This window comes from Acinetobacter sp. WU_MDCI_Abxc222 (assembly GCF_025514755.1).
Taxonomy (GTDB): Bacteria; Pseudomonadota; Gammaproteobacteria; order Pseudomonadales; family Moraxellaceae; genus Acinetobacter; species Acinetobacter geminorum.
Genome location: NZ_JAHPVG010000016.1, coordinates 1 through 21,113, shown reverse-complemented (window position 1 = coordinate 21,113; position 21,113 = coordinate 1). Strand labels below are relative to the sequence as shown.

Annotated in this window: 21 protein-coding genes; 2 read left to right on the top strand and 19 right to left on the bottom strand. The window is 40.3% G+C overall.

The window, feature by feature from the left end:
- Window positions 1-13: 13 nt before the first annotated feature.
- Genes KTJ10_RS16665 through KTJ10_RS16655 form a run of 3 tightly spaced genes read right to left on the bottom strand, consistent with a single transcriptional unit; the run spans window position 14 to window position 3,089 of the window.
- Window positions 14-712, bottom strand: coding sequence for a histidine phosphatase family protein (locus KTJ10_RS16665; RefSeq protein WP_017481016.1), 699 nt, complete (start codon window positions 710-712; stop codon window positions 14-16).
- On the bottom strand, window positions 709-1,830 hold the full coding sequence (locus KTJ10_RS16660) for a phosphotransferase family protein (RefSeq protein ID WP_199977614.1): 1,122 nt from the start codon (window positions 1,828-1,830) through the stop codon (window positions 709-711). Before KTJ10_RS16660 ends, KTJ10_RS16665 begins: the two co-directional genes overlap by 4 nt.
- A gap of 17 nt (window positions 1,831-1,847) precedes the next feature.
- Entirely contained in the window at window positions 1,848-3,089 is a 1,242-nt protein-coding gene (locus tag KTJ10_RS16655; RefSeq protein WP_262442464.1) for an acyl-CoA dehydrogenase family protein, read from the bottom strand.
- An 89-nt stretch (window positions 3,090-3,178) separates the two neighbouring features.
- Between KTJ10_RS16655 and KTJ10_RS16650 the strand changes: the two genes are divergently transcribed.
- Window positions 3,179-4,099, top strand: coding sequence for a LysR family transcriptional regulator (locus KTJ10_RS16650; RefSeq protein WP_017481013.1), 921 nt, complete (start codon window positions 3,179-3,181; stop codon window positions 4,097-4,099).
- A 42-nt stretch (window positions 4,100-4,141) separates the two neighbouring features.
- Complete coding sequence (pcaU, locus tag KTJ10_RS16645; protein ID WP_019458809.1) at window positions 4,142-4,954, top strand: IclR family transcriptional regulator PcaU; 813 nt, start codon at window positions 4,142-4,144, stop codon at window positions 4,952-4,954.
- A gap of 93 nt (window positions 4,955-5,047) precedes the next feature.
- On the opposite strand, the gene KTJ10_RS16640 is transcribed toward pcaU, so the two are convergent.
- The 16 genes from KTJ10_RS16640 to KTJ10_RS16565 all read right to left on the bottom strand — a co-directional run.
- Window positions 5,048-5,914, bottom strand: a complete 867-nt coding sequence (locus KTJ10_RS16640; RefSeq protein ID WP_262442463.1) for an MBL fold metallo-hydrolase — start codon at window positions 5,912-5,914, stop codon at window positions 5,048-5,050.
- A 4-nt stretch (window positions 5,915-5,918) separates the two neighbouring features.
- Window positions 5,919-6,332, bottom strand: a complete 414-nt coding sequence (locus tag KTJ10_RS16635; protein WP_262442462.1) for a YeeE/YedE family protein — start codon at window positions 6,330-6,332, stop codon at window positions 5,919-5,921.
- Between the two features lie 4 nt (window positions 6,333-6,336).
- Window positions 6,337-6,750: a YeeE/YedE family protein gene (locus tag KTJ10_RS16630; RefSeq protein ID WP_039762334.1), complete on the bottom strand. Its 414-nt coding sequence runs from the start codon at window positions 6,748-6,750 to the stop codon at window positions 6,337-6,339.
- Between the two features lie 135 nt (window positions 6,751-6,885).
- Window positions 6,886-7,344, bottom strand: a complete 459-nt coding sequence (locus tag KTJ10_RS16625; protein WP_262442475.1) for a DUF6438 domain-containing protein — start codon at window positions 7,342-7,344, stop codon at window positions 6,886-6,888.
- Window positions 7,345-7,965: 621 nt separating this feature from the next.
- The gene (locus KTJ10_RS16620; protein WP_262442461.1) at window positions 7,966-10,395 is read right to left on the bottom strand and encodes a glucose/quinate/shikimate family membrane-bound PQQ-dependent dehydrogenase; all 2,430 of its coding nucleotides are present in this window, start codon (window positions 10,393-10,395) and stop codon (window positions 7,966-7,968) included.
- Window positions 10,396-10,477: 82 nt separating this feature from the next.
- Complete coding sequence (locus KTJ10_RS16615) at window positions 10,478-11,797, bottom strand: carbohydrate porin (RefSeq protein WP_262442460.1); 1,320 nt, start codon at window positions 11,795-11,797, stop codon at window positions 10,478-10,480.
- A gap of 65 nt (window positions 11,798-11,862) precedes the next feature.
- A complete protein-coding gene (locus KTJ10_RS16610; protein ID WP_262442459.1) occupies window positions 11,863-13,314 on the bottom strand; it encodes a right-handed parallel beta-helix repeat-containing protein in 1,452 nt (483 codons plus the stop codon).
- A 19-nt stretch (window positions 13,315-13,333) separates the two neighbouring features.
- Entirely contained in the window at window positions 13,334-14,161 is an 828-nt protein-coding gene (gene aroD / locus KTJ10_RS16605) for a type I 3-dehydroquinate dehydratase (protein ID WP_262442474.1), read from the bottom strand.
- 69 nt (window positions 14,162-14,230) lie between these two features.
- The gene (gene pcaG, locus KTJ10_RS16600; RefSeq protein ID WP_002121089.1) at window positions 14,231-14,860 is read right to left on the bottom strand and encodes a protocatechuate 3,4-dioxygenase subunit alpha; all 630 of its coding nucleotides are present in this window, start codon (window positions 14,858-14,860) and stop codon (window positions 14,231-14,233) included.
- Window positions 14,861-14,874: 14 nt separating this feature from the next.
- Window positions 14,875-15,600, bottom strand: a complete 726-nt coding sequence (gene pcaH / locus KTJ10_RS16595; RefSeq protein WP_000077913.1) for a protocatechuate 3,4-dioxygenase subunit beta — start codon at window positions 15,598-15,600, stop codon at window positions 14,875-14,877.
- Between the two features lie 10 nt (window positions 15,601-15,610).
- Window positions 15,611-16,024 (bottom strand): 4-carboxymuconolactone decarboxylase, encoded by a 414-nt coding sequence (gene pcaC, locus KTJ10_RS16590; RefSeq protein WP_262442458.1) that lies wholly within the window; start codon window positions 16,022-16,024, stop codon window positions 15,611-15,613.
- A gap of 15 nt (window positions 16,025-16,039) precedes the next feature.
- Window positions 16,040-17,395 (bottom strand): MFS transporter, encoded by a 1,356-nt coding sequence (locus tag KTJ10_RS16585; protein ID WP_262442457.1) that lies wholly within the window; start codon window positions 17,393-17,395, stop codon window positions 16,040-16,042.
- 42 nt (window positions 17,396-17,437) lie between these two features.
- A complete protein-coding gene (pcaD, locus tag KTJ10_RS16580; RefSeq protein ID WP_068557072.1) occupies window positions 17,438-18,223 on the bottom strand; it encodes a 3-oxoadipate enol-lactonase in 786 nt (261 codons plus the stop codon).
- Complete coding sequence (locus tag KTJ10_RS16575) at window positions 18,220-19,575, bottom strand: 3-carboxy-cis,cis-muconate cycloisomerase (protein WP_032006320.1); 1,356 nt, start codon at window positions 19,573-19,575, stop codon at window positions 18,220-18,222. Before KTJ10_RS16575 ends, pcaD begins: the two co-directional genes overlap by 4 nt.
- A 2-nt stretch (window positions 19,576-19,577) precedes the next feature.
- A complete protein-coding gene (gene pcaF, locus KTJ10_RS16570) occupies window positions 19,578-20,789 on the bottom strand; it encodes a 3-oxoadipyl-CoA thiolase (protein ID WP_262442456.1) in 1,212 nt (403 codons plus the stop codon).
- Between the two features lie 12 nt (window positions 20,790-20,801).
- The coding region (locus KTJ10_RS16565; RefSeq protein ID WP_316249917.1) for a CoA-transferase at window positions 20,802-21,113 on the bottom strand (312 nt) is incomplete at its 5' end.

The window sequence follows — 21,113 nt, the reverse complement described above, 5'->3', positions numbered from 1 at the left end:
TTTATCCTTATTTTTAAATCCATGTCAGTAAATCTGGACGCTCAGCTTTTATAAAATGATGTTCATTTAAACTTAAAACCTGAGCTTCATTTCCAACCAACCGCAAAGTCGTGAGACTTGTATTAGCAATTGCCCAATTCAAGGCAAAAGTTCGATTGGGGCTAAGTTCAAGCAGTTTGCCAATTGCTACAGAAATCACACCACCAGATGTAAAAACAATTGCATAACGAGGTTTGGTTTTTGCTAACTCATCACAAAGTTGCTGCAATGCTGTTTCGACTCTTTCTTTAAAATGCGGCCAAGACTCATCATACTCATGATGAAAATCACCATCGGTCCATCGCCCAATGGCACCTTCAAATATTTTGGCAAGATACGCGCGTGGGTTTTGTTCTTGTGCTACGTCAGCTTTTAACAACTCAGGCTGTTCAAAACGTGGCTCATAACGTGCAAAAACCTGTTGGTGGTTAAACTCATTCCATAAATTATTATGATGAATTACTGTATCTGGGAAGCATTCATTAAGTGCAAGTTGTGCGGTTTGTTCATGACGCTGCATGGTTCCTGCAACCACATAAGGTTGTTCTTTCAATATTTGCTTAAAATATTGTCCTAATAACGTCGCTTGAGCCTCACCATTTTCAGACAGTTCATCATAGTTACTTTTACCAAATGATGCCTGCCCATGTCTTACCAGATAAATTGTGGTCATTTTCTTAAAATACCCTGTATTTTCTGTAGAGATTGCTGAGCAAATTCAGATTCTTGCAATTTTTGCTGTGCGATAAGTTTTAAAGCTCGAATATGTAGCGCATGAATGACAATCCAGAAATCTTTAAAAGCAGGATTTCGAGTTTGTTTATGGTAATAGCGATAATAGATTTGCTGGGCAATCACTGCTAAACGGAAAACACCGAAGACTTCATAAAAAGCCCAGTTTTGAGGCTCCAGACCTGTTTTTTTCAAATAATATTCAACGACTTCTTTACGAGAGAACATTCCCTTTAGATGAGTAGGCTGACGGCGCGTCGATCTAAAAATCATATTATCCGTAGGTTCGACCCAATAGGCCAAAGCGCTACCCAAATCCATTAATGGATCACCCAAAGTCGCCATTTCCCAATCCAATACACCAATCACTTCTGTTGGATGCTCTGGATCTAAAATCACATTATCAAAACGCCAATCATTGTGAATAATACAAGTCGTAGAGTCTTGAGGGATATTATCGTTTAGCCATTTTCGAACATATTTAAATGAAGGAACGTTAATAGTACGGACTTTTTCATAGCGTTTATCCCAACCTTCAACTTGTCTACGGCAATATCCTGTTCCTTTGCCTAGTTCAGCTAAAGGCGTGTTCTCATAAGGAACTTGGTGCAGCTCAATGAGCTTATCAATAACGTTTACACAAAGTTGATGAACATCTTCTTCATTAAAACCAAGCTCAGGCGGTAATTTTGCACGAGGAATAATTCCTTCAATGCGTTCCATTACATAAAAATCACAGCCAATGACCGACTCATCCTGACAAAGTGCTACCATTTTAGGAAGCACCGGATAATAAGGCGCAAGATTTTTCTGCACCATATATTCACGGGCCATATCGTGGGCCGATTTCGCTTTTGTTCCTTTTGGGGGACGTCGCAAAATTAAATCGGTATTTTCATATTTTAAACGATAAGTCCAATTCGACGCCCCGCCCGTATATTGAGTAACGACTGCTGGGCCAACCAACTCAACACCTTGGTTCTTTAACCAGTTTTCAACTGCCCCAATATCAAGTTCTTCACCTTCACGTACTTCACCGCCTACATCAATTACCGACATATTTATTTCCTTTAAACTTATACTTTCTTATGACGACCATAACCACGTTTGGCTAACTCTAATTTGGCAATCATGCCTTTATGCACTTCATCCGGACCATCAGCTAAACGTAAACTGCGTGCTTGGGCAAAGAAACCCGTTAATGGCGTATCTCTTGAAACACCTGCACCGCCATGTAGCTGAATTGCCATATCGACTACTTTTTCTAAAACGCTCGGAGCGACTACTTTAATTGCAGATATTTCTGTTAAAGCAGCCATATTTCCTAAAGTATCCATTTTATAAGCAGCATACAAGGTTAAAAGTCTAGCTTGATCTATGGCTACCCGTGCATCAGCTACACGTTCGAGATTTCCGCCAAGTTTTAAAATTTCTTTACCAAATGCCGTTCTAGACATGCCTCTATCAATCATCAGTTCTAGTGCTTTTTCAGCAGCCCCGATACAGCGCATGCAATGATGAATACGCCCTGGCCCTAAACGCCCTTGTGCAATTTCAAAACCTTGACCCGCTCCACCAATAAAGTTTTCAATAGGTACTCGAACATTATTAAAATGAACTTCACCATGACCATGCGGTGCATCGTAGTCACCAAACACAGGTAACATACGTTGAATTTCAACACCTGCGGTATCAATCGGTACTAAAACCATAGAGTGTTGATGGTGGCGGTCTTTAGTTTCATCTGGGGTATGCGCCATAAAAATAATGACTTTAGCATTTGGATCACCTAAACCAGACGACCACCATTTTTTGCCATTTAAAACAATTTCATTACCGTCGATGAGTGCAGTCGCTTGCATATTGGTTGCATCGCTTGACGCAACATCTGGTTCAGTCATACAAAAAACAGAGCGAATTTTTCCGTCCAATAACGGCTGTAACCATTGTTGTTTTTGCTGTTCATTACCATAACGCCATAACACCTCCATATTTCCCGTATCCGGTGCATTACAGTTAAAAACGGTAGGTGCCAATAAGCTGCGGCCAGTCAATTCAGCAATATGCGCATATTCTTGAACAGTTAACCCAGCACCCAACTTTTCATCGGGTAAAAACATATTCCAAAGACCGGCTTGTTTAGCTTTAGTTTTCAGAGTTTCTAACAGTTCAGGCCACTGCCATTTTTTCCAGTTTCCATCTGGATTTAACTCATGAACCTCTTCCCAAAATTTTGCTTCGACAGGTTCTATTTCTTCTAAAATAAATTTTCTTGTTCGCTCAGCAAAATCTTGAGCTTTCTTTGAAAGTTCAAACATTCTTTTTTCCTTCACATCATTATCTGGTCTTTACATCAACATAACTTGAAACTTAATATGAATGAAATGATTTTATTAAATAATACCTCATGAATAATATTCATAACTTACATGGCCTAGACCTAAGCTTTTTCCACCGGATTGATATCAATTTATATCCGCTTTTTATCGCGATTTATGAACAAAAAAGCATTTCGAATGCCGCAAGTAGCCTTAATATTACGCAGTCAGCGGCAAGTCATGCTTTGCAGCGTTTACGTCAGCAACTTGAAGATGATGTATTTATACGAGTAGGCAATAAAATGTCTGCTACTCCTTTTGCGGAGCAGATTTACCCAACTGTGAAGCAAGCACTTTTAACCATTCAAAATATTAGCCAGCAGAAGCATGTGTTCGATCCAATAAGCTTAAAAAACTTAAAAATCGCCGTGCATGATGAAATTGAGCCGATTATTCTTCCAAGACTGGCTCAACATTTTCAAAATCTTAATTTAGATTTGCAGTTTGTGAGCATGAAGCTAGATCGAAAACATATTATGACTGACTTAGCGACACAGCAGCTCGATTTCGTGATTGACCTAGAACAATATTTATCACCCAAAATTATCTTTGATCATTTGGTAACAGACGAGTTCGTCATTTGCAGTCAACTTAAAGAAGTCGATTTATCTACTTACATCAGTGGTCGGCATATTGGTGTTTCCTCACGCCGTACGGGCGCTTTGCTTGAAGATATTTATTTAAATCAACACCAAAAAATTTCAAGAAATGTATTTATGCGCTGTCAAAACTACTCAACAGCGTTACAAGTTTTGGGAGCTCAAGCCGACGCAATACTTACTATGCCTCGAATGATTTTGCAGCATTTGTCTTATAGTGCTGCAATTCGCTTACATTCTCTGCCTTTTGAGATAACCAATATTAAAATGGGTATGTTTTGGCATGAGGATTTAAGGGATAATTTAAGGCATCAATTTTTGCGACATGAAATTATTAAACTTTTTCAGTAAAGCAAATTGATCTACTAAGCTTCTATCGTACAAGGATCAGTAATGAGTAAAGATGAACGTATAATCCAGAATCAGGACAACAAAAAAACGATTCGTCATGAAGATTACATTGCTGGCATTGGTAAAGGCATGGCGATTTTAGATAGCTTTAGTAGTAATCAACATCGTTTAAACATTTCTATGGCAGCCGAAAAAACCGGGCTCACCCGAGCGGCAGCAAGACGTCATTTATTAACATTAGAATATTTAGGATATCTTGAGTCAGATGGCCACTATTATTATTTAACCCCAAAAGTTCTTAAATTTTCAGGAGCTTATTTAGGTGCGGCTCAGCTTCCAAAAGTGTCCCAGCCTTTATTAAATCTGTTAACTAACCAAACCTCTCTCATTTATTCGGTGATGGTACTTGATGGTTATGAAGCTATTACTATTGCCCGTAGTGCTGCCCACCAACAAACTGACCGTGTAAATCCATATGGTTTGCACTTGGGTAACCGCTTACCTGCACATGCGACATCTGCGGGTAAAATTTTGCTGGCACATTTAAGCCAAGAAGAACAATTAGACTGGCTCCAAAAATATCCACTTCAGCGTCTAACTAAATATACGCATGTGGAAAATGATAAATTTTTAGAGTTATTAAAAGAAATTCGAGAACAAGATTGGTGTTATTCGCGTGAAGAACACGAATTAGGCGTTCATGCGCTCGCCGTACCGATTTATGGGCAAGACTTTAAAGTGGTTGCAGCTTTAAATATTGTTTCTCCAACTATGAAAACAACTGAAGAATATTTAATTCAACATATTCTGCCTCTATTGCAAGAGACTTCGCGAGATTTGAGACAAGTTCTTTAAATCTTACTTAGGCTATTTCATAGCGTTAATTTTATTGTTTGCTTAGGCTATTTGGATAGATTAAACGATCCCGAATGAATGCTTAGGCTATTTCTAAAAGTAATTGAAAGGAATTTTCAAATAACGGATACCATTCGCTTCAGGTTCCGGAAAATTTCCACCATTCATATTAATTTGAATTGAAGGCAAAATTAATTTTGGCATTGCCAAAGTAGTATCTCTTTCTTGACGCATTTTGATGAATGAGTCCTTGGAAACTCGTCGATTTAAATGAATATTGCTTTGCTTTTGAGTTTTTATATCTGTTTGACAGATATATTCATCACGGCCTTCGGGTTTATAGTCATGGCATAAGAACATGCGCATGTCGTCAGGAAGTGTATAAAGTTTTTGTACCGAATCATACAGCTCAGCAGCACTACCTTTAGGAAAGTCGCATCTGGCCGAGCCATAATCAGGCATAAATAAAGTATCACCTACAAAAACAGCATCAGCAATGACATAGCTTAAGCAAGCGGGTGTATGCCCTGGTGTAGGAATGTTATAAGCTTCTATCTCCCCTATTTTGAATTGTTCATAATCTTCAAATAAATAATCAAAAGGCTGATTTTCATTAAATTTCTTAAAATCAAAATTATAGATAGCAGAAAATGTTTCTTGTACTACTGAAATTTTTTGACTAATTGCAATTGTACCGCCCAATTTAGATTTTAAATATTGAGCCGCAGTCATATGGTCGGCATGTACGTGGGTTTCTAAAATCCATTGTACTTTGAAGTTTTGAGCCAAGATATAATCAATAATCAGATCAGCATGAGTTGTTTTTGTAGTGGCCGATGAGGGATCGTAGTCAAGCACGCTATCAATAATAGCGCATTGACGAGTCGCTAAATCCGCGACAACATAGCTAAAAGTATTAGTATTTTCATCAAAAAAATCTTTTACTAGAGGTTGTTGCATAGGCTTAATTTCCTTTATTTAAAATTCGATAAATAAACATTCCTAATAACATTGCGACAATAAAATAAAGCGCTTCAAAATGTCCTAATCCTATAAGTGTTAAAGCGGGCGCTGGACATATACCTGCTATTCCCCAGCCTATACCAAAAATAAAAGCGCCTACAATTAACCTTTGGTCAATCTGTGTATTCGTTGGTAATTGAATTTGTTCATTAAAGAGTGTTTTAGGGCTTTCTATAGCCTTTTGAAAAGGTATAAATGCCACAGCAATAGCCCCCAACATTACAAACATTAAGCTGATATCCCATTGCCCAAAGATATCTAGAAAACCTAATACCTTTTCTGGATTAGACATGCCAGAGATCATTAAACCCAATGAAAATAAGCTACCAAATAAAAAAGCAAAAATATTTTTCATAAGATTACCCCAACACATGACGAATGATATAAACCGTTAACATGCCAGCAAACATAAAAACTGCTGTCGCAATCATCGAGCGTTTTGATAACCTGCTCATACCACAAATACCATGACCGCTTGTACAACCCGACCCTAACCGTGTTCCAAAGCCTACAAGTACACCTGCTAGAATAAGTGCAAATGTGTTAGCTTTGATTTCAATTTCAGGCTGATAAAAATAACCATATATGAAAGGTGTAATCACGAGTCCCGCAATAAACCAGAATGCCGAACTCTTAAAGGTGTCTTTAGTAGGATTGATGACTTGAGCAAGCAAACCACTAATTCCGGCTATACGGCCATTTATATATAAATACCCAACCGTTGCGATGCCTAGTAATAAACCACCCAAAAAGGCATAGACAATATTTGACATATAACCACTCTCAACAATATATGTTTTTATAATATGTATTATACGCTGATTTTTTTAGAAATACTTAAAATAAAACTCTTAAGTATATAATTCTTCTTAACAAGAAAAAGCCCCAAGATTTTGGGGCTTTTATCATTAAATTAGATCTTTAATGCCTAACTGTTCAGGTAACTTTTCCATAACTTTATTCAATCTATTATTTGCTGGAGAGATACAACCTGTGTAATGGCTTAATTTTGTTTCAGTACCATTTGGTTGAATCCAAGTAATGTAATAGCTAGACATGTCAGTAGCTGTTTGCTGACAACCAGCAGTTTTCGATTGAGTACCTGTTTCAGGGCGATAAGTTTTTAGATCATCTGCAAGTTTTTGATAATCTTTAACGCTACCTTGAATTTCTTTAACACCTATAGCTTTAGTGTATTGTTTGCCTTCAAAGCGAATTAAACCTGTAGGTGTTACTTCCACAGAATAAATCGGACATGCACCAAAGCATGGGCTAGAAGCATAGCGAATTGTCTCTTGTGTATTCGGTGCTTGCTGAACAGAAGCACAACCCATCAAAGCTAAACTAGATAAAGTTGCAAGTACCAAAAATCTCATTACATCACCTATTATTATCAAGTGGCTTTAATTTATCAAATCATACACTTCTTGTCATTAAACACTATTTTTTGTGATTTTTTTGGGCCTTATTTTTACTTAGGCTATTTTATATAAACACATAAAAAAAGGCCCATCTTGCGATGAGCCTTAAGCCATAAAAGCTTAAATTCCTGAAATACAAATTATTACTGGGTAGTAATAACCTGCGTCGACCATTCTAGCGCAACACCATAAATTATATAAATATAATATAAGTATATATTTACGCTCGTTTTTCCAACAAAAAAAACCTGATTTATAAGATTAAAAGCTCAATAATGTTTATTTTTAATTAAAATTCACAATGTTAAGTTAAACAAAACTTAATAAAAGTTAAGCTTTTATTTATAGGTAAAACATCCTAAGAAACTGATCAATAGTTAAGCTACACCTAGCGTTCAGGATGAAATGGCCATAAAGCTATTTTAAGTTTAGCAACAACTTCAAGCACTTTTTTACTATTTGGTAAAGCTATATAGTTAAAAATATAGAAATTACTTTTATCGTTTTATACAAAAAATATATTAAATATAAAGGCAAAAGAGAAATACTCTCTTTTGCCTAACTTAATTATTGTTCTAAACTATAAGCGATCACATAATCACCATGATCAGGTGATTGACGTGCTCCACCTGCGGTAACAACCACATACTGTTTACCTGTTTTAGGTGAAACATAGCTTATAGGTGTTCCTTGGCTACCTACTGGCATGCGTGATTTCCACAGTTCTTTACCTGTAGATGAATCAAATGCACGTAAGTAGTAATCTTGTGTAGCAGCAAAGAAAACCAAACCACCTTGAGTTGCCATCGGCCCGCCAATTGTTGGCATACCGATCGGTGCTTTTAAACCCATCTTAATTCCCATAGGCCCAGTATCTTCTACTGTACCTAATGGTACCTGCCATGCAACCTGACGAGTTTTCAAATCAATCGCAGTCATGGTACCAAATGGCGGTTTTTGACAAGGAATACTTAGTGCTGACATAAAGCGGTTTTTATTCACTTTATATGGTGTACCTTTCATTGGTACAGCACCCATACCTGTATTTACCTTCTCTCCACCATTCGCCTGAATCTTAATATCTTCAGGAGTTTGCTCCATCAATTGAATCCATAAGCCAAGGCGCATATCGTTCACGAACATATAACGATGAGTCGGGTCAAAAGCGATGCTACCCCAGTTCATGCCACCCAAAGAGCCTGGGAAGCTTAGTGAAACATCAGTACCCGGTGCAGTAAATAAACCTTCATAACGCATTGACTTGAAGTTAATACGGCACATCAGTTGATCAAACGGCGTTGCACCCCACATATCTGATTCAGTTAAAGTCTGATTACCAATTTGAGGCATTTCAACTGAACGTGGTTGAGTTGCGCTGTATTGCTCACCCGGAATATTGGCAGGCTTAACTGGCTGTTCAATTACTTTAGTCAACGGTTTACCTGTTACACGGTCAAGCACAAAGAATTGGCCTGATTTGGTTCCAATCACAACAGCAGGTTTCGTCGTACCATCTTTTAAAGGGAAATCGACTAGACTTGGTTGCATTGGTAAGTCAAAGTCCCATAAATCGTTATGAACAGTTTGATATACCCACTTCTCTTTACCTGTTGTCGCATCAAGTGCTAACACAGAAGTATTGTATTTGTGATCTAATGGATTACGGTTTCCACCCCAAATGTCAACAGATGAACTGCCCATAGGTAAGAACACCGTATTCATTTGTGGATCATATGACATTGCAGCCCATGAATTTGCTGAACTACGTTTATAGATTTCACCCGGTTTAAGAACATAGTTAGGGTTTGGATTGCGCGGGTCAAATGCCCAGCGAAGTTTACCCGTAATCACATCATAACCACGGATAACACCACCAGGCATATCTGCGGCTACATTGTCGGCAATACGGCTACCCACCACAATAGTTGTTCCAGCAATAGTCGGTGCAGAAGTCACTTCAAAACGTGGAGCTTTTGTTCCAGCGCCAAGACCTTCTAGCAAATCAACCGTTCCATTTACACCAAAATCAGCACAGCGCTGACCGTTATCTGCATTCACTGCAATTAAACGACCATCAGGTGTATTGGTATATACACGGCGTGGACATGCCGTATTGGTTGCAACCGCAGTTACTGCATTTGCACCAGCTAAAGTTGGTTGTACAAGCGGTTTTGTTGAATCAAAGTATGCAACACCACGGCAACGTTCCCAAGCATCAGCTGTAGAGTTCACCTCAGCTTTCCAGAGTTGCTTGCCTGAGTCGGCATCTATCGCAAAAATGTTGTTATGTGGTGTACATAAAAACACTTTATTTCCCACTTGTAGCGGAGTCATTTGGTCTTCGGCACCATTACCGCTACCCGTTGTAAAGTCGCCCGTTCTAAAGCGCCAAGCTTCTTTTAGTTTATGAACGTTATCTCGGTTAATTTGATCGAGCGCAACAAAGCGGCTACCACCTGCATCATTACCATAATTTTCCCAATTTACCTGTTTTTTTGCAGGATCAACTGGTACTAAAGGTAGTTTTTCACCTGAACTTGCTACTGTTGGATGCGGTTGGAACATTTGATAGAGCGCAATCAACATACCTACAACAACTAATCCACCTACCGCATAGGATGAAGATGCCAAGCTCGTTTGAAATTGGTAACGTCGGATTGAAGGCAAAGTAAATAGCAAGGCAGCAAAAAGACCAGCAGGAAACATTAAGCGCGAAAATAACGGCCAAAATTCCCATCCAGCATCAACAAATGACCAAATTACGGTACCAACAAAAACAGCCGCAAAAATCCAGACACCCAGTGCTTTTTTACGGAAAATACTAATTGCCGAAATGGTTATAAACAGTCCTGAGATAAGGAAATACCAAGAACCACCAAGAGATACTAGCTTTCCACCACCTACGATGTAAAAAACACCAGTAGCCAATAAAACTAGACCTAATATAAAACACCATATTTTGAATAAGATATGAAACTTAGAATCTGACTCAGACATAGATCCTACTCCACATATACTGAACCCGAATAGTTCAAGCATTTGGGCCAGTTAAACTATGTCTAACCAGCCATCAATATTGTTAAAAATTGACTTTCACACTAAGACCAGCCACCCAAGCATCATCAACCTCTTTTACACCAGCAGGTTGATGAATATATTGAATGTTTGGACGTAACATGACGGCCGGAGACCATTGATAGGTATAGTTCAACTCGACATTTAGTTCGTCGTCTTGAATTGGAATATAGTCAGATGCAATCGAATCATAGCTGTAATATCCACGACTTTCATTTGTTGCGATCTGTTTATCTTTAGCACGGTCATTAACTACATAATTGGCTATACCAAAACCAATCGAATCATTTGGACGGCTATCAAATGGCCCCTTATACCAAAGAGCAAGTTGTTGAGTACTTTGAACAAAAGTCGTTGCCTTATCATTTACAACGCCATTAAAACTTACATATAAACCGCGTTTCGGATCTTCGCCTTTATTCGTCAGTTGTTGTTGTGCATTAATCCAGAAACTTTGTTTCCCGTCATGCACTTTACCCGCAGTCTTAACATCATTCGCTTCTGCGGTTGAATACAGCGCACCTACTTTATATTCACCCGGCAAGCCATTAAAGGCAGCAAGTTTTGGTTTCCATGCAAGTTCAACTGGTATGGTGGCGCCCTTCACATTGTTCATATCCAGATTAAAACCATCACTATTTGATTCGGTTTTAATATTGTCTGGATTGACTTCATACACACCCAATCCCAAAGTCCACTCAGGTGCAAACTGATATTTAACATTTGTCGCCCAAACACCTACTGGTGAGTTATACCAAATTGAACCGATTGATTTTCCTAGCTGTCCACCGCAAAGCAATAAGTTCTGAAATTCACATTGAGAACTATTAAAGTCCTCTGACATTCCCATACGGCCAAATTTGACCTGTACAGTATTATCGATGAAACCCTTCTTCACCCATGCTTGAGATAAACGCCAGATTTTACCGCGACCATAAATCTCTTGAGCATTACCCAATTGGCTAGAACGTGGGTCTTTAATACGCTCGAGAGTTAATGCATTACCATCACGTTTGGTCACGATTAGGCTCGCTGTTGTATCTTTCCACCCAGCAATCTTTTCTAAATCTAGGTTTGCACCTAAAGAAAGTTGCGCAGCATTTTCAAAAGTATTGCTGTCGTTGTAACCACCATCTAAATTTGTAGCACTTTGGCTCATAATAGAAGCTGTAAATTTATAGCCCTGCTGCTCTAATTGCTGGCGTTTTCCATTCCAGTCACCTAGCAACCATTGACGGTCTTGTGACCAAGGTTCATTCGCGAGCGCAAATTGGCTACCTAATACAGCGAGCGTTAAAACACTCAATTTCATTAAATTTGGCATTTCAAGTCCCTTTTATCATTTCTATATTTCTATGCTGCGCCTCATATGAGGCGCTTTCCTTATTGTTATTTAACACTTGTAAAACCAAGCTCAGAAGTTGCGCCAAAATGATCAGTAATATTCGCTGTAATTGAGGCAACTTTTACAGACGGCTTCCAATTCGCTTTTGCGATCCCTTGTGCATCTGTAGCAACAGTTATTGCTCCTAAATATTGCTCAGCTTCTTTTGATGACGCATTTTGATTACCAAAAAATTCAACTTGATAGCGTTGATTTGGCAAGCCATTGACTTCTACAGCAACTGAACCTTTATTTGCAGTTAATTTAGGAGCTTTAATACCCTGATTAGGTTGAGCATTACAGCCTTGTTCATTTGGCTGAGTACATGTTTTTTGTTGTTTAGATGGGTCAACAACCACACCGCCACCACGAGAACCTACAAATCCGGCATGCTCAAGTGCAGGCACAGCAAATACAATTGCACCCAACCGCTGATCTGGTACACATGAACCACCCGCTTCACAGCGTTTAATATCTTTACCATTGTCCCAAATCAGGTTTTTAGTCAATGTAATTTTTGCATTTGCATCTTTTTCAGAACGGATGGCTACACCAATACGATTACCATGTACTTTATTGCTATCAAGAATATTGCCATCACCCGTCATGTTGAAACCAATCGAGTTATTGGTCATTTCGTTGTAAGCAATATAGTTACGCTTACCCCAGTTGATCTGTAAGCCATCTGAATAGTTTTCGAATTTATTACCAACTACCGCATTATCATTACCCCACAAAATTTCAATACCTTGTGATGGTTCTGGGTTTGCTTTGGTTGAAACAAAATGGTTATTCGCAATTAAGTTAAACGCAGCACCACGTGTCAGCTCTAGACCATCACCATTGTCTTGGAAAATATTGTCTAAAACTTTGTTGTTATTGGTGGTGGTTGCGGTTGGGTTACCTTGACCATCATCACCAGTAAGCATGACACCAGCACCGCCGTAGTTATTACTAATACGGTTATGTTGAATCAGGTTATTACTCGAGCGGTTAATCAATACACCAATACAGAAGCGATGGATGTCTAAACCTTTTAAAGTAACGTTGTTGACGTCACGTAGTATTAACCCCGGTAAAGTCATCGTACGTACATTGGTGCCATACTGCTCAGGGTTTGCACCTGGGCAAGCTTTCGCCCCTTCGCCTTTAATATAGTTTGAACCATCTATCGCGATGTATTCACCAGTTTTATCCCACTGTGTACCAATGATTTTAACTGGAGCTTTAATTTCAGGAAGTGCGCTGTTTAATTTAATCGCATAAGGTGCTTTGCCTACTGCTTGAATCAAAATGTCGCTAGCTTCGCTTGGGTTTGCATTGGCTTGTTCAATGGCCCAGCGTAAAGAGCCTTTATTGCTATCGTCTTGATAACGGTCAACCACATAAGTTTGAGCCGCAGCTACTCCTGAAACCATCAAACCTAATGCAAGGGTAGTTAAACGTAATGTAGTCATTTCATCATATCCTTATGATTTATGGGTTTGTTGGTTGAACGGTTTGTAAAATCTGTTTTAGCTTGGTCACATCAATTTGACCCGGTGCAGAAGCCTGACCAATCATGCCAAAGCTATAACTTCCGCCCATATTGGCAGTCGCAACACGAGAAATCGTACCTAGTTGCCCCATTGACATCGTCAATAAAGGTTTAGTGGTTTGCTGGCTTACTTTTAAAGTTGCGTTCATTAAAGTGAAAACGTCTTGTTTAGATTTAGGCATTACAGCAATTTTGAGAATATTTGCGCCCATTTGATCTTGTTTTAACAAGCGTTTTTCAATTTCATCTTGGCTTGGTGTTTTTTGGAAGTCATGATTAGACATGACAATCAGCACTTTCTTTTGATGTGCTTTTTGAACAATTTCTGAAACTACTTTTTGATCACGGAACATTTCAACATCTAACCAGTCCATGAACGGATTCTTTAAGTAAGCCTGATAAGTCTTACCATAATCCACATCACTAATTTCAAGCTGGCCACCTTCGTTTTTGGTACGAATTGTGGCGATCATTGGCTTATTGCCTAAAATCTTTTTTAACTCATGCCCCAAAGCAATCACTTGTTTTGTATCACTCGCAAAACTGAGTAAATCGATACGAAACTCTGCCAAATCAGCATCTGCTGTATTTGCAATGACCTGAGCTTGTGCCAAAGCTTGTTCTTTGGTTTTTGCGGTAATCGGAACAATCGTTTTAACGGCTGTAGCGGCAGGTTGTGTTTGAGCGGCTAAAGCAACAGGCTCAGCATTCACCTGTGCTGTAAAAAATGGGAGTGCAAGCAAACTTAAGCTTAATAATGTTTTCATGTTCATATGGTTCATCCTTAAAAAGGCTACACGCATCCTTGAATAATCAGGTGTAGCCTTAGGTGTTTCTTAAATATCAAAAAATACAGTTTCGTCATCGCCTTGAATGCGAATATCAAAGCGGTAAACAACTTCACCATTTTCTTCAAAACGTTTTGCAATAAGTGTTTGGCGACGTGGTGCCCATTCAATGCTATTTAGAATCGGGTCGTTGGCATTTGCCTCTGCTTCATCGTCAAAATAAACTCGTGTATGAAGACCTAAGTTAATACCGCGAGCGAAAATGACTAATGCAATATGAGGTGCTTGAGTTGAACCTTTACGGCCTGCTGTCGCGCCCGGCTTAATTGTATTAAAGCTCCAAACACCCGTTTCAAAGTCTGCACCTGTACGGCCCCAACCTTGAAATGCAGGATCAGCTTTTTGCTCACGCGTATCTGCCTGACTTGGATAAATACCATTCGCATCGGCTTGCCAAATTTCGATCAGCACATCGCGTAGCGGTAAACCTAATCCGTCAAACACTTGGCCTTCAAGACGAATACGCTCACCTTTGGTCTGATCTTGTACTAACTGGTTATTAAAGTTGTTTTCAAACACTTCAATATTTGCTTGTTGTGGCAATAAGCCAATGTGAACGTAAGGTCCACCTGTTTGAGATGGAGTTTCTTTTAGTTCCTGAAAATTCCAGTTATTCATGCTCGTGCTCCCGATTAAGTCAATTCGTTTTCGAAGTAAGTCGCTCGACGGCCACGTAAAGTGATATCAAAACGGTAACAACGGCTATCAGCTTCGATAAAGTTGTTTTTATCTTCTAGTGCAATCAAGGCACGACGTTGATCTTCAGAAGGAATCGTTTTTAAGATTGGGCAAGTGTCAATGAGCGTATCGCCTTCAAAATAAAACTGCGAAATTAGGCGCTGAGCCCAACCATCAGCAATTAAAGAGAAATGAATATGTGCAGGACGCCATTCATTAATACGGTTACGCCATGGGTATGGACCCGGTTTAATGGTACGGAAAATATAAAAACCGTTTTCATCAGTTAAGGTACGACCACAACCACCAAAGTTAGGATCCATTGCACCAATAAACTTGTCGTTTGGATGACGGTAACGACCAGAAGCGTTGGCCTGCCATACTTCTAGAAGTGCATTTTTTACAGGACGACCAAATTGGTCACGAACATAGCCATGAACAATAACACGCTCACCAATTGGCAAACCATCTTTGGCATAGTTCAAAATCAAATCGTTATCTTTTGGGCCAAACAGATTTGAAGAAAAATGTGGTGCAGTAACTTCAGTTAAAGTCTCATTAATTGAGATCAATGCATTTTTTGGCGAACGTAATACACTTGTTTTATAACCTGGCGTATACGCTGGTGGATGATCATCTGTATTACGTTGGGCGTAGGCACCCCAGCTATGTTGTGACATCTTTATCTCCTTAATCCTGTTGTTTCGCTGCAATTGGGTTTACTTCTATGCCCAACTCTTTAAAGACTTCTTCAGCCATATGCATTGCAGCGTTTGCAGCAGGTAAACCTGCATAGAGTGAACTGTGTAAGATCAGCTCTTTTAAATCTTCTTTAGTTACACCATTGTTAAAGCAAGCACGTAAATGCATGCGTAGTTCGTCTTCACGACCAAGCGCCAATAAAATCGCGATAGTGACTAAACTACGTGTATGACGCGGTAAGCCCGGACGAGACCACACCTCACCCCATGCATAACGGCTAATAAAATTTTGAAAATCTTGGTTAAAGTCATTCAGATTTTGCAAAGACCGACCAACATGCTTTTCACCCAAAACTTCAGTCCGCACCTCAATGCCTTGTTTATAGCGTTGTTCATCATTCATTGTGATAGACCTCTATTAAGTTGCATCGGTATGCGCAACAATTGATTTAACAAATACAGCAACAGCCGCAGCAGTCGCTGGAATTAGTAATAAACTAAGAATGGCGGTAAACGACCAATCATTGCCGAGTAGTACAGCCCCAATCCAAGCACCAAATACCGCACCGAAGCGTCCAATACCAGTCATCCAAGACACGCCAGTTGCACGGCACTGCGTTGGATAGAAACGAGCGCTTAACGCAGGCATTGAAGATTGCGCACCGTTAATTGCGATACCCGCACAAAGCACCAATACTGCAAGTAATGTTGAATTTCCTAAGCTTTGACCAACAGCAATCGCAAATAGACCTGCAGCAAAGTAGAAAATAGCAATCACTCGGTTCGGGTTGAATTTGTCCATCGCCCAACCAATAAACAAGGCACTTACCACACCACCGAACTGGAACAATCCACCGATAAATGCAGCACGCTCCATTGAGGCACCTGTTTCACGCATAAGCGTTGGTAACCAGCTTGTAAGCAAGTAAACAACCACGAGCCCCATGAAATAGGTCAACCAAAGTAAAAGTGTTCCTTTCGCATATGGTTTAGAAAACATAATTCCAAAGACATTTTTCTTTTGAACTGTCTCGGTTTTCTCTTCAGGTACGTGAAATGCAGTCGCATTTTGGATCTGAGCTGGCGCAATATGATTTAAGATTTTGCGTACTTTTTCAGGATTCTTACCTTTCACAATTAAAAAGCGGTAAGACTCAGGTAAAACTAAAATTACTAAAATCATTAAGATCAAAGGTGACCAGCCACCAAGTAAAAATAGACTGTGCCAACCATAGGTCGGGATCAGCCAACTACTGATAAAACCACCGGTTGCCATACCTAAGTTATAACCACAGAACATACAGGTCACGAGTAATGAACGAATACGTGTTGGGCAGTATTCAGAAAATAATGTGGTAGCATTTGGCATCGCTGCACCAAGTCCAATACCTGTCAAAAAGCGTAAAACGACAAGGCTATCTAAGTTAGTTGCATAAGCAGATGCCAAGGTGAAGCCACCAAATACAAGCATCGAAAAAGCCAGTACGATTTTGCGACCAAAACGGTCAGCTGTCGGACCAGAAACCAAAGCTCCAATAATCATTCCACCAAGTGCAGCACTCATCACTGGTCCTAACTGAGAGCGATCAACTCCCCAGTCTTGTGCCAAAGCTGGTGCAATAAAACCCATTGCAGCAGTATCAATACCATCAGTAAAAATAATTAAGAAACAGATGATTGCGATCATCCATTGATACTTACTGAGTGGAGCATCATTAATTAATGCTTGAGCATCGATACTTTTATTTGGTGCAGCGTAATCCTGAGACGCCATATTTGCCTCCTTAAGGCCAATTCCTTTTAAATCACTAAGCTATTAGATTTGCTGAATAAACCTAGTCAATTCCTGAGTAAATCTTTGCGGTTGCTCAATATTAGAAAGATGAGATGCTTCCAATTTAGCAATCTGACTATTGTTGATAGCGCGCTGCATAAACTCAGCATCTGCTACTGTAGTCACCGGATCTTCTGTTCCCGCAACCAGCAGTACCGGAATTTGGATTTGTGCGATTTCATCTCTTAAATCGGCATACGCTAAAGCACGACATGCATTTGCATAACCTTGTGCTGGTGTGTTTGCAAGACTTTGAATCGTCGTCTGCGCAACAACATTATGTTGATAGTCGAATTTTTCACTGAACCAGCGGGTATGCGTGGTTTTAACTAACTCAGCTAAACCATTTTGTTCTACCGAGTCAGCACGACTCAACCAAGCCTCCGCCTGACCAATTTTGGCTGCCGAGTTCGCAACAGTAATACTTAAAAAGCGCTCTGGATGATGAATACCCAACCAAAGCCCAGTAATTCCACCCATTGAAATGCCACAAAAATGAGCTTTTTCAACACTCAAGGCATCTAAAATATCAACCACATCTTCAGCTAAGTTTTGCAATGTGGTGTCACTAATTACATCACTTTCACCATGACCACGTGTGTCGTATGTAATGACATTAAAATGACTTTTTAATTCACTTACCTGTGACTGCCACATACCATGGTCTGTGCCTAATGAATTAGAGAACACAAGCACAGGAGCATCTTTTAAACCGTCAATATAAACAGCTAGCTGTTTTCCTTGGCGATTGCTAATAGTCTGATTCACTTTGACTCTCCTTGTGCTTCTTGCAAAACTGCATCAATCTGTTGCTGAATATTGCCCAAATAGTTTTCCGGTTTGAAAATATCCCGTATTTCTGCTTGGCTAAACTGTCCTTTCACTTCTTCTAGTTGGCTAACAACATTAAACAAATGCTGGTTTTGTGCTACCGCTGTTTTACATGCAGCTTCAACTAAATGATGAGCATTTAAACGTCCAATTTTAGGAGCAAGTGCCATCATTACAGCTTCTGCCATAATCAATCCATTCGTACATTCAAGATTCTGTTGCATATGCTGAGCATTAACTTCAAAACCTTGTAAGACTTCACCAGTACGACTTAATGCTCCAGCACAAAGCTGAAAGATTTCTGGAACTGCTAACCATTCTGCATGCCATGCACCTAAGCTACGCTCATGTTCCTGCACCATACTTTGATAGATGCTAGACATAAGTGCCGGTACACGATTCGCCGCGGCTAATACGGATGCCGCCGCAACTGGATTACGCTTATGAGGCATGGTTGATGAACCACCACGCCCCTTGGCGGTTGGCTCAAACAACTCTGCAATTTCAGTTTGCATCATGAGTGACCAATCCCGTGCCATCTTGCCCGTATTCCCGACAATCATGCCAAGCACACTTGCAATTTCTACAATACGATCACGCTCACCATGCCATGTGCTTGTCGGTACAGTCAGATTCAGTTGCTTCGCAAATGCATTAACCACAAGTGAACCTTGATCTTGTAAAGAAGCTAATGAACCCACAGCACCACCTAACTGAGCAGTCAGTACACGTGACTTCATTGCTTGAATACGGTCTAAATCACGTTTAAATGCAGAAGCCCAACGAGCAAGTTTATGCCCCAAAGTAATGGGTAAAGCTTGCTGTAACCATGTACGCCCAATCATGACTTGATGGCGATATTGCTTGGCTTGCTGTAATGCAGTCGCATAGCATTGTTGAAGTTGAGCTTCCACAATGTTCAACGCATCACGACATTGCAAAATACAAGCTGTGTCTAAAATATCCTGACTCGTTGCACCCCAATGCACATAACGCGAAGCATCTTCATCAACATCTTTAACAATTGCTGTAAGCTGTTTTACAAATGGAATTGCGATATTTCCAGCTAAGCCAGTTGCGACAGCCAAAGCTGAAAAGTCAAACTTTTCTATTGCCTGCTCAGCTACTTGGGCAATTGTATTAGCCGCATTTTGAGGAATCACACCAACTTTTGCCTGTGCTTGAGCTAACGCAACTTCAACCTGAATCATATATTTGATTAAAGATGAGTCACTAAAGATGTCAGTGACGTCTTTTTGATAAAACAAGCTGGCATATAACTGGCTCATGATTAGACTCTCTCAATAATCAAAGCAATGCCTTGGCCCACACCAATACACATTGAACACAAGGCATAACGGCCACCTGTTTGCTCAAGTTGGTTCAAGGCTGTCGTCACGAGGCGTGCACCTGATGCACCAAGCGGATGGCCTAAAGCAATGGCACCACCGTTTGGATTTACCTTATTGCTATCGTCTGGCAAGCCTAAATCACGGGTCACCGCCAAAGCTTGTGCAGCAAACGCTTCATTGAGCTCAATCACATCCATCTGCTCTAAAGTCAGGTTGGCTTGTTTAAGTAATTTTTTAATTGCTGGTGCCGGAGCAAAGCCCATAATACGTGGTTCCACACCCACTGCTGTTGAAGCAATGATCTTGGCACGTGGTTTTAGGTTATAAGCCTGAACTGCATCATCAGAAGCAATCAATAGAGCTGCTGCACCATCATTAATGCCTGAAGCATTACCCGCTGTTACTGTGCCATCTGCTTTAACCACAGGTTTAAGTTTGCTTAAACCTTCAAGGGTGGTCGATGCACGCGGATGCTCATCGGTATCAATCACAACAGCATCACCCTTACGCTGAGGGATTTCAACTGCCACGATTTCTTTAGAAAAAAAGCCTTTGGCTTGCGCGCTTGCGGTGCGTTGTTGGCTCACCAAGGCAAACTGGTCCTGATCTGCACGATTGACGTTAAACTGTTCAGCGACGTTTTCGGCAGTCTGGGGCATGGTATCTACACCATACAATTCTTTAAGTTTAGGGTTAATGAAACGCCAGCCCATGGTGGTGTCTTCAATCTTCTGGCTACGGCCAAAAGCACTGTCTGACTTACCCATTACATAGGGTGCACGGCTCATGCTTTCTACACCCCCAGCAATTACTAAGTTCGCTTCACCTGCTTTAATGGCACGGGCAGCAATGGCAATCGCATCGAGTGATGAACCACACAAACGGTTAATAGTGGTTGCTGGTACTTGATATGGTAAACCTGCAAGCAGTGCTGACATACGACCAACATTACGGTTGTCTTCACCGGCTTGGTTGGCACAGCCATAGATCACATCATCGACCTGTTCCCAATCTACATTCGGGTTACGCTGCATGAGGGCTTTAATCGGCACAGCACCCAGGTCATCGGCACGGACAGGAGCAAGACCACCAGCATAACGGCCGAATGGAGTACGGATGGCATCGATGATATAAGCGGTTTTTAATGTCATTTCCCTACTTCCTTACCCTTGAGTCGCATCAATCAAAGTTGCACCCGTTAAAGCGTGTAACTCATCAAAGCTAAGACCTTCCACTTTCTCAATTACCTTTAAACCATCTTGAGTCACGTCAATCACACACAGGTCGGTGTAAATACGGTCAACACATTTCTTGCCTGTCACTGGATAGCTCAGCTCAGCCACAATCTTCGGTTCACCTTGTTTGGTCACATGGTCTGTAGTGATGAATACTTTCTTAGCACCCACAGCTAAATCCATCGCACCACCTACTGCAGGAATCGCATCCGGTGCTCCCGTGTGCCAGTTTGCCAAGTC